The organism is Pseudotabrizicola sediminis (genome assembly GCF_004745575.1).
GTDB lineage: Bacteria > Pseudomonadota > Alphaproteobacteria > Rhodobacterales > Rhodobacteraceae > Pseudotabrizicola > Pseudotabrizicola sediminis.
This window is the reverse complement of record NZ_RPEM01000019.1, coordinates 19,252-28,775: the sequence shown is the minus strand read 5'-3', so window position 1 is coordinate 28,775 and position 9,524 is coordinate 19,252. Positions and strand designations below refer to the sequence as shown.

Genomic DNA, 9,524 nt, shown 5'->3' with positions numbered 1-9,524 from the left:
CAAATGTCGGAGCGTCTCATCCGCCGACCATACTACAGCGGAACGCCGTCCGGAATCCTATGTCAGGTGCGGAACACTAGAACGCCAACCCGAGCCTTGCGGCCCGTTCTAGCAGCATCTTCACCGATGAGGGTTGCCACTTTGTCCGTCCCCGCGGTGTGCGCTCTCGCATGGCTTCCAACCTTTTACAGACTTCCTGCAGAGTGACTTTGGGATCTGCACCCTTGATTGCGGCGACGATGGCGGGGAGTCGGTCGTCTTTCTCAGTTTGCTGGGCTCGGCCAAGGATAGCCGCAGGCAAAAGGCCTTCACGAACAAAGTTATTGGCTGCGCGGATCAAGCGAGGCTGGGTCCACGGTTTTGCGTCACGCGGCAAGCCAGAGTTCACAATCGAAAGGACATCCTCCCACGCCATGTCAGGGCGAAGGCGGCGCACTTCCGGCACCCAATGTTCAGCGGTGGCGTTCAGCTTTTGGAAATGACTCTCTACCCGAGCCGCTCGTGCTTTTCGGATCGCTGCTGGGTCGTGGGCTCTAAGGCCAGGGTTGCCACCCACGCGACCTTCGGCCTTGGCCGAGCGCAGCCCTGCTTTGGTACGCTCACGGATCAGCGCCCGTTCGAACTCTGCGGCCGCACCCAACACCTGAAGTGTAAACTTGCCCTGCGGCGACGCCGTGTCGATCGGATCCTGCAACGAGCGGAAGTGCGCACCTTTTGCCTCCAGCCGCTCGATGATTTCCAAGAGGTGAGAAAGCGAGCGGGCAAGGCGGTCGATCCGGACGACGACAAGTGTATCGCCAACGCGCAACTGATCCAGCACACGCGCCAGAACTGGTCGGGAGCGACTGCCGCCAGATGCTTGCTCCTCCACGATTTCCAAACAGCCCGCCGAGCGCAACTCCTGTACCTGGGGCAGGGCGGTTTGGTCTTCGGTGGAAACACGCGCATATCCGATGAGTGGCACGGGGCAGGGGGCCTTTTTGCAATTACAGATACTAGGAGTAAACGACCGTTTGTAAACGGATGCAAGGGCGCTCTCTGTGGCCCTGCTCAACAGAAAGCCCTTGGTTTCTATATAGTGAGCGCGATCAGAGAGCCCTCGCCGACCACCGCCTGTGCGTGCTATATAAGGAGCGTGACCGCACCCCGAGAAAACCCTTGGGTAAAATGCAAAACTTAGATATTTTGCACATATGAAGCCTCAAGCGCCTGCCTTACATGATGAATATGATGCTCTCATCCTCGACGGTGAGGAGGTGGAACAGGCGTCCGAGAGCGATCTTTGGTTCCTGCCCGGTCCGATGGAAGAGGAGCCGGATTATTTGCCGCCCGGACCACGGGCCGAACCGCGTGAAGCCGAGGTCCTCGACGATTGGCGGAAGGCAGAGGCGGCTCATGCCGCGCGTCTTGCTCGTGTGGCCGGTCGCGTCGGCGCGCTGGACGACCGTTTGAAGCGCGGCCCGGAAGGATGGCGGCACAGGCTTGCGTTGATCGAGGCGGGAGACCTGAGCTGGTTCGCGGGTGACCGCATCGGCCCAGATCGGCTGGCACTCTGGATCTCCATGCGACTGTGTGGCGTACACGACGACACAACGGCGCTCGCGCGGGTCGGATGGGCGGTGCGCCGTCTGACAGGAGGGCCAGGCCCAGAGGTGGACCTGTCTGCCTTCCTCGATCGCCGCGATCCCGAGAACCTGGATGATGAGGCCGAACCTTTCGCGGATCGCGCGGGCGGTTGGCTTGATCTGATGGCACAAGCCGCCGAGCTGCACCCTATAACCCGTGCTTGCGCGGGTTATCACCTCTGGAGCCTCGCGGGCCTCGGGCAGCACGGCGACCGGATGGAGGCGGCGGTTACGGCCGCGCGGATCGCGGCCAGCGAGGGCAAGGGAGCAGTCTTTGCACCTCTGGTCATGGGCGGGGCAGGGGGGCCGCGCGCCGGTGGCCCACCCGCTGCCCGCCTAGCGCGCTGGCTCGACGGGATGGACACGGCGTGTCTGACCGCGATGCGACACCTCGACGATATCGAGGCATGGTCAGCAAGGGCTGAAGCCGACATGATCGCGTTCTCGGGCAAGACCCCTCGCGCTTTGCGCGCTGTGTTGACCGAATGGCCCCTTTTATCCGCCCCGATGGCTGAGGCTCTGACCGGCGCCAGTCGCGCCGCCGTCCAGCGCAACCTCGCCTGGATGGAAGCGCGGGGTTTAATCCGCGAGGTGACGGGGCAGGGGCGTTATCGGATGTGGCGTGCCACGAACTGAAGGATGCGGCAGACTTCGCCGATCTTGTTGACGGCAGAGGTGTACTCCATAACCCTCGCGCCAGTCGGGTGTGAAGAAAACCGTTTGCAGTTAATGCATTTGTTGCACTTATTTCATATATGGTGGTAGACAGCATAAAACGGAGAGGAGACCACCATGAACATGTTGGCACACTGGCATCTTCCACCGACCCCGCAGGACGCTGCGATCGCGCGTGTCTCTGGACAGGCCTTGTCGCGCTTTGCGGCAGCCCGAGGACCCTTGAAGCTTCGCGTTACAGACGCGGAGCAGATGGAACCGATCGAACTTCCCGCCGGCGCTGTTGCGCTACTCATGGAGATCCTTGAGGCGATGGCAGCCGGTCGCGGCGTCACCATCATTCCCGAGAACGCCGAACTCTCGACAGTCCAGGCGGCAGAGGTGTTGAATGTCTCTCGGCCGTTCCTGATCAAATTGCTTGAGGATGGCAATATCCCGCATCGGAAGGTCGGCAAGCATCGCCGCGTCCGCATGGAAGACGTCATGTCGTACAAGGCAGCCATCGACAACGAGCGCGAAGCCGTCCTTGATCAACTGGCCGCCGACGCACAGGACCAGGACATGGGCTATGGCTCGAAATGAGCCAGTACACGGTCCTTTTCGACGCGAATGTCCTCTACCCTGCGCCCATGCGGGACGCGCTGATGCAATTGGCGGTCACGGATCTTTTCAAGGCGAAGTGGACGGCTGACATCCACCGGGAATGGATCGACGCGCTTCTGCGCAATGAACCTCATCGCGAGCGGGCGACGCTGGAGTGAACCCGCGACTTGATGGACAGGGCGACACGCGACTGTCTGGTCACCGGATATGAAGCATTGATGCCGGCCCTTACGTTGCCGGACGCAGATGATCGGCACGTTCTGGCGGCCGCAATCGTTGGACGGTGCGACGCCATCGTAACCCAGAATTTGAAAGACTTCCCGCCGGAGGGCACTTGCGCCCTTTGGCATCGAGACCCAGCACCCCGATGACTTTTTCCGGAACCAGCTGTCTCTCGCGCCCGGTCTGGTCTGCTCGGCGCTGCGCAAAGTTCGCGCGCGTCTCAAGAACCCACCCAAGAGTGTTGACGAATATCTGTCGATCCTGACGCAGCAAGGGCTGGTCGCCACGGTTGCCGATTTGGAACAATTCGCCGATCTGCTTTGATCTCGTCAATAAACCCCGAGGATCACGGCACGAAATTTGCCGTCGAAGGCTTGTCTGAGGCCCTTCACTTTGAACTCGAGCCGCTTGGTATCCGCGTCCGTATCGTCGAGCCGGGTATGGTCAAGACGGATTTCGTGGGTCGATCCTTCGACTTCGCGATGGAGGACAACCTCACAGTCTATGTCTATGCCCCCACGGCGCAGGCCATGGGGCGCCTGTTTGGCAAACTCGCCGCGAACCCGTCGGCGCCGGAGGTCGTGACGGATGTCATCTGGCAAGCCGCCAACGAGTCTGGCGACCGCCTGCGTTAAAGGTGCTGCAAGGTCATTGGCCTAGCTGAGATTGGTTCGTGTTTGTCTGTTACCACCCGCTGGCAAGAAACTCGGCGCGGCAGAGCGGATTCGGATCACGGCCTCGGTCTCCGGTGCGTCGGCGGCTTGGCGCGGCAGGATCTCGCCATGGAGCTGTGCGCGCAGGAGGCGCCAGCGGCCCTGCAGGACGGTCCATTGCCGCTCGTCGTAGGTCCCGGCGAGGACGATGGGATAGATGTTGATTGTCGGAGGGCGGCCCACGGATCCAGTTTCGACCCACGTCGCCGCATCGCGCATCCAGCGCGAGCCTTTTCGGTCTACTCGGCCGATCTGCTGCTCGAGTATGGCGGGGTTCCATTCGAGGTGGAAGAGAACCACGTCGCGGCATTCGAGATGCAGGTTAAGCCCTTCCCGGCCGACGCGGGATTGTGCCACGAGCACCATCGGATCAGACCGGTGACGGTTGAAGGCTGCTTGCAGGACCCGCCGGGTGCCCGGCGCAGTGCTGCCGGTAAGCTCACGAGCGAAGCTTCCCGCTCGGGTCGAGTAATCCTGCAGGATTCGCTCGATGCCGGGGCGGAGCGAGATATCCTCGTCCTGGCCTGACTTTTCTCGATCGTCATTCTCGACGGCCTCGAACAGGCGTCGGGCGGCGGCGACGAAGGCCTTATCAGTCCAGGTTTCGCCTTGGTCTTCGCGGAAGTCCTCGAGCGCCTGCACGAGGCGGCTCGTGTGGTCTTGCTCGCGGTTGTCCAGAAGGGAGCTCAACTCTTGTCGGAAGCGGTCGCTAAGTTGAACATCGTCGAGGCTGCGGCGCAAGGTACTTAGCACGGCGGCGACGCTACGCTCGCGGATCTCCGAATGCCGCCTGAGTTCCTCGAGAATGGCTTGGCGGGACGGTGCGCCGGGGACGAGGGCAATTTCGTGATCAAGCGCGGCTTCCAGCCGTGGGGAGAGTGTCTGTCCATGCCAGCTTTGGCGATTGGCCAGTAATCTGCGCGCGTTCAGAACGTCGACGAGGGCTTGGATCGATCGCGTATAGGTGCCGAAGACGAGTACCTTACGCGGCTTGGCTCCGTCCTGTGGGCAGGCAATACTTTCGATCAGGTTCACGGCGGCTCGGAGCGACGGGTGCGCGTGGAGGCTTGGGTCCGGGTCTCTACGCAGGATATTGAGCCAGTGCGCCGCCGATCCTGAGATCACTGCGTCGAGGGGGCCGTCAGGCCCATCTTCGTCGGCCTCCGCTTCTACAACGGGGCCAAGAGCCAGACCACGCCCGATGGCGATCCGGAGGCGCTTTTCTGAGGGGGAACTCTCCGGGATGAATGAAAGCACCTCGGCCGCAGCGATCCTACGGAGCCAGTCGCGAGAGACCGTCCCACCCGAACGACCAATTCCTGCACTGCGTGCCGCTCCCGATTCACCCACTAGGATCGGCACGCAGCGCCGGTAATCGCCGTATGCGTTCATGAAGTCGCGGTACACCGGGTCGTCCCCTTTGTCTCGGCGCAAGACGTAGGGGCAGAGCGTGTGTCGCATCCGGTCGGCCACGCTTTCGAAACGGGTCGCCATGCCCTCGTCAGGGACACCTGTCCGCAGGTCTTCGACGACGGAGACGTAGCTGGAGACAGCAGCTTCGATTTCGGCCTTGGGGTAGTCGATGGTTACGCCGTCATTCCGCCGGGCGAGGCGATTGATTGTGTTGATCCACTGCCCGGCGTCGATTTCGACAGGGGTGGCCGTCAGGCCTAGGCAGAAGGCGTTCTCGTCTTTCCAAGTGACAGGACCGAGGATGCGCGAAAGGCTGGAGTCGATCCCGCGACTCTTGTGAGCCTCATCAACCACGACCAGATCGAACCTTCCGAGGGCGTAGCCGATCAGGGGCAGTATCGCTGTGCGATACTCTGCGGCCTCCATCCATCGCTGCACCCATCTGGCAGCGTCGAGGGCGATATTTTCGGCCCGCATGGTCCGCGCGATGCATGCGGCCAAGTGGTGGGTCGCCTCGACACCTTCCTTCCATCCGCGATCCCGGATCTGCCGCGTACCCCCCGCCCACGCCCGTTCGACGGCGGGCAGGAGTTCACGCCGCCAATGCAGTCCGGCCCCCTCCCTAAATGGAAATTGCATGTTCGCGAATGAGTGCGAGATCAGGACCACCGGCTCCGCCAGCCAAGGGTTTTTCGGCGTCCGGCTTTCGGACCCACTGACACGGACTTTCCCCGATATGGTGGTGCGCACATGGTCGATCAAGCCTTGGTAGCTACGGATAACCGGGGCTCTGGGAATGGTCCTATCGAACGCGTTCAACTCGGTCTGCCACTGATCGGCCAGGCCACCCGGCATCACGACCGCCGTCCGGCCGCCGGTTTCGCGCACGGCTGCAATAACGGCAGCGGCGATGCGCGTCTTGCCCATACCCACTTCGTCGGCCAGAAGCGTGAACCTGTAGCCATTGTCCATGCGTGCTGCGATGGCGACGAGGCTGGCCCGCTGGCCGACGTCGAGTTTTTCCTCACCGCACTCACGTGCGTAGGACCTCAGTCGTTCAGCTACTTCGCGCCAGTCCACGCTCATACCGCATCCTCATTGTCCCAAAGCGAAGGGCAGCCTTCTAGACCCCAAGCTGCGCGTATCTCGTCCAACGCCTTCTCAAGCCGTCGCGATTCCGCCCCGTCCGGCAGGAACAGAGGGTCGAGCAAGATCGGAAGCGGATCGACGCCGGAGCATCGGAAGAACGCGATGGTCGACTCTTCCGCTGCGGCGATGCCAGAGAGGTCACTGCGCAGTTCTCGGCACCAGCGATCCCAGTCATAGGCGAGCACCGTCCGCTGTCGGTCGGTCAACGCCACCAGCAGGCGCATCATCCGCCGGATTGGATAGGGCCGCTCTGGCGTGTCGGCGCGAGCGAGCGGCGATCCGGCAGTGACGCCGGGGGGCCGTGGCCCGGTGCCGCCCGTCCTTTCTGTATCGTCTTCCTCTTCGTCGGCGTCCGGCGGTTCGGGGAACTGTCGCAAGCCCTTGAGGACCTCGTCGAAGGATCTCGGTCGGAGCCGGGTCGAGAGGACGCCGTCGCAAAGCACCGGCACAGCCAAACCGCTATCTTCCAAGGTCACGAACTCGGGGCATGGAAAAAGCGAGGCACAGGGAGTAACGTCTGTCCCTCCGTCTGGAAGACGCACGCGGACCGCTGCGCCGCCCGGTGCGGAAAGGTTCCCTTCGTTCCAGATCAGCCAGGTCACTGTCGGCAGTGTGTCGGGCTCTTCGGGGCGCTCGAAGTCATCGCCGGCGGCGGCGTTGACGAGGTCGATCGGTGCGCGTCTCTCCTCGGCCCGCGCGATGGGGAGCAGGTCGGTTAGCCCCCGAGTGCCTTTGTTTCCCCGCCATCCGAGCGCTGGATCCGGGCGAATGACAACGCCGGCCTCGAGATTGCCGTGAGGCGACATCGGGTCGATGATCCCCCGCTCTGTCAAGTTGCCGGAGCCAAGGTAGAGCGAGGCCAGCCCCGTCGTCAGATCGTCGCCGCCGAAGAGGATGAATTTTGCGTGCAACTTCCGCGGCGTCGCCGGCTCGCCCTGGCGATGTTTTGAGAACTCGGGCGCATAAACCGACCAGCGATCAGAGGTTAGCCATTTGGCCCGCTCGACCAGGCTTTGACAGGATTCCGGGTTAGCGATCAGAGAGGCGCGACAGTTGCTCTCTATCACCCCCGCCTTCACGAGTTCCTGCAAGACCCGTTTTGGCACGAAGTCTGTTCCGACCGCGCTCTGGTAATAGCCCGCGCCCATCACGACCTTCGTAGAACGACGTCGACGGCTTGGCTTCGCAAGCCTCGAGACGAATTCGCTGAGCAGCCCGCCTTTCCGGTTGTCGATTAGACGCCCGCCAGAGGGGTCCGCTTGGGGCAGCGCCTCGACGGCCTCTCTAAGCGCTGCGTCGGGTAGGTGGCCGTCGAAGAGCGTCTGCAGCAGATCGGGCGCGGTCACGGCTCTCAGGTTCTGGAACACGTCCCAAGCCCGGCGCATGTCTGCGGCATCGTCCAGCGTGGCCTGGTCAGGTGTGGTCTCGCAACTCCAGAAGCAGTCTATGCTTGTCGAAAGGGGCTCGTGCGTCCAGTTACCTGTGCTGACGACTAGTCGCAGGCGGTAGGCTCCCGTCTCGCGGTGGCGGAAGCCAAGGATCGCGAGCTTAGCGTGGAGCAGGTCGAAGCCGCGAGCACGCGGGTCGTGGGTTACGTGGCACCAAATTACGCCTGGCACGTCGGTCACCGGCACCTTTGTCGGATGAATAAGCAGCGCGAGTTTGGGGTGCGACATGTCCGGCGAGAACCGCCGCTTGATCCGGTTCACTGTGTCCCGCCCGGCGGTGAAGCCGCAGAGCAGACCGAAATCTCCGATGTGGTCGAGCGGGGGCGAGAAGAGGTCGATCAGGGACGTGGGGCCGTTCATGCGGCATCTCCCGCTACGATCGCGGCGTCGAGTTCGGCCACCAGCATTCTCATGGCGTGAAGCCGCCTGAGGTCTGGCTGTTCGTCCTCTTCGCCCTCTTCGGGCGGAGCGCCTGGCGGGCGGAGATCGTCGCCGACGGGGCCGGGCAGGATGCGGTCGTCGTCTAGCCGCAGAACCGTGCCGTCCCGCATAACCAGCCCCCGGACAACGGTGCCGGGGTCGGCGCTCAACAAGAGCCGCAGGAAAGCGAGACTGTCTGTCTCGCCAGCTGGTTCGATCATCGGCGCCATGGTGACTGCGTCTCGGCCCAGGTCCTCGATCTGCGCGGCGAACCGGGCTACGGCCTCCTTTGTCGTAAAGCGAACAGGCAGACCGGCCTGACGTGCGTCGAGGAGGGCGCCCTCCATGTCGCGCAACAGAAGAAGCGCCTTGTGGCGGAGCGCGAGCAGGGCTGAGCCGGCGCGCAGATCGCGCCAGTGCTCGGCATCGAACGGCGGCCGCGGAGTTGCCTCGGCGAAGACACGCGCATCGGCCCGGGTCTCGTCCAGCCAGTCGGCATCCCGCACCGACCGGCGTCTGGCCAAGTCCTCGGGGCGGCCCTCTTCGAACAGACGTGATCGCAGCTTGATGGCCAAGGGGCGGGGCACACTGAAAAGAGGCGAGATACTGTCAGCGACGGGCGGCTTCTTGCCGGACCCCTTGCCACCGACCCAAGCGTCCAGCGCATCGAGCAATTCCTTCAGCGGCTTGCCCTCCAGGAGGGTCAGGACGTCGGAAGCAAGCTCAAGCGTGGCGAAACGTCCGCCGGTGGCGAGGGCGAGTCCGTCGAGCGGCTGCTGCAGCATTTGCCGAAGCGGCTGCGAGACGTAAGCTCCGCGCCGCGAGAGCGAGGCGTAGGACAGATCGTCTACAAGCGCGAGCTTTCGGTGGCCACGCAGCCGACTGCCAACGGCCTTGTCCACTGCGCCCGAGGACGCACTGTGGGCGGCCTTCATTGCCAGCGCCTCAATGGCGTTTGTAACTGTGACGGCGTTTAGATTCCGGTCGGCGGCGATCTTCAGACCGAGCAGCGCCCAGGCCACCGGCATGGAGAACCAGAGGTTGCCCAGCCCAGGCACCGCGCGGTCGTTGAACGAGACTACCGCGCGGCGCAGGCCGAGATCCTGTTGCCTCCGACGATAGTCCGGATCCGGCGTCAGGGCATCCCATGAGATCATGCAGTAGCCCTTATGTAGATTTGAATCGAACTCTCCGAGCCGTCGGCAAGGTGGACCATGCCTTCTGTGACAAGGTCCGTACGCAAGTCGGTGCGTATG

At 63.1% G+C, this 9,524-nt stretch carries 10 protein-coding genes; 6 read left to right on the top strand and 4 right to left on the bottom strand.

Annotated features, from left to right (window positions below; all coding sequences use genetic code 11):
- Positions 1-76 precede the first annotated feature (76 nt).
- Entirely contained in the window at positions 77-964 is an 888-nt protein-coding gene (locus EEB11_RS17940) for a recombinase family protein (RefSeq protein WP_135433769.1), read from the bottom strand.
- 229 nt (positions 965-1,193) lie between these two features.
- On the opposite strand from EEB11_RS17940, the gene EEB11_RS17935 reads away from it, so the two are divergent.
- From EEB11_RS17935 to EEB11_RS17920, 6 genes are all read left to right on the top strand, one after another.
- Positions 1,194-2,261: a hypothetical protein gene (locus EEB11_RS17935; protein ID WP_135433767.1), complete on the top strand. Its 1,068-nt coding sequence runs from the start codon at positions 1,194-1,196 to the stop codon at positions 2,259-2,261.
- A gap of 156 nt (positions 2,262-2,417) precedes the next feature.
- On the top strand, positions 2,418-2,882 hold the full coding sequence (locus EEB11_RS17930; RefSeq protein ID WP_135433765.1) for a helix-turn-helix domain-containing protein: 465 nt from the start codon (positions 2,418-2,420) through the stop codon (positions 2,880-2,882).
- Positions 2,879-3,061, top strand: a complete 183-nt coding sequence (locus EEB11_RS20110) for a hypothetical protein (protein ID WP_245298989.1) — start codon at positions 2,879-2,881, stop codon at positions 3,059-3,061. The genes EEB11_RS17930 and EEB11_RS20110 overlap by 4 nt, the downstream gene beginning before the upstream one ends.
- A 12-nt stretch (positions 3,062-3,073) precedes the next feature.
- On the top strand, positions 3,074-3,274 hold the full coding sequence (locus tag EEB11_RS20400; RefSeq protein ID WP_354002110.1) for a PIN domain-containing protein: 201 nt from the start codon (positions 3,074-3,076) through the stop codon (positions 3,272-3,274).
- On the top strand, positions 3,252-3,449 hold the full coding sequence (locus EEB11_RS20520; protein ID WP_494338053.1) for a VapC50 family PIN domain-containing toxin: 198 nt from the start codon (positions 3,252-3,254) through the stop codon (positions 3,447-3,449). The genes EEB11_RS20400 and EEB11_RS20520 overlap by 23 nt, the downstream gene beginning before the upstream one ends.
- Positions 3,446-3,760 (top strand): SDR family NAD(P)-dependent oxidoreductase, encoded by a 315-nt coding sequence (locus EEB11_RS17920; protein ID WP_245298987.1) that lies wholly within the window; start codon positions 3,446-3,448, stop codon positions 3,758-3,760. The genes EEB11_RS20520 and EEB11_RS17920 overlap by 4 nt, the downstream gene beginning before the upstream one ends.
- Before the next feature lie 21 nt (positions 3,761-3,781).
- Here the strand turns inward: EEB11_RS17920 and EEB11_RS17915 are convergent, their stop codons facing one another.
- Genes EEB11_RS17915 through EEB11_RS17905 form a run of 3 tightly spaced genes read right to left on the bottom strand, consistent with a single transcriptional unit; the run spans position 3,782 to position 9,425 of the window.
- Positions 3,782-6,337: a C-terminal helicase domain-containing protein gene (locus EEB11_RS17915; RefSeq protein WP_135433763.1), complete on the bottom strand. Its 2,556-nt coding sequence runs from the start codon at positions 6,335-6,337 to the stop codon at positions 3,782-3,784.
- On the bottom strand, positions 6,334-8,208 hold the full coding sequence (locus EEB11_RS17910; RefSeq protein ID WP_135433761.1) for a phospholipase D family protein: 1,875 nt from the start codon (positions 8,206-8,208) through the stop codon (positions 6,334-6,336). Before EEB11_RS17910 ends, EEB11_RS17915 begins: the two co-directional genes overlap by 4 nt.
- Positions 8,205-9,425, bottom strand: coding sequence for a hypothetical protein (locus EEB11_RS17905; RefSeq protein ID WP_135433759.1), 1,221 nt, complete (start codon positions 9,423-9,425; stop codon positions 8,205-8,207). The genes EEB11_RS17910 and EEB11_RS17905 overlap by 4 nt, the downstream gene beginning before the upstream one ends.
- Positions 9,426-9,524 lie beyond the last annotated feature (99 nt).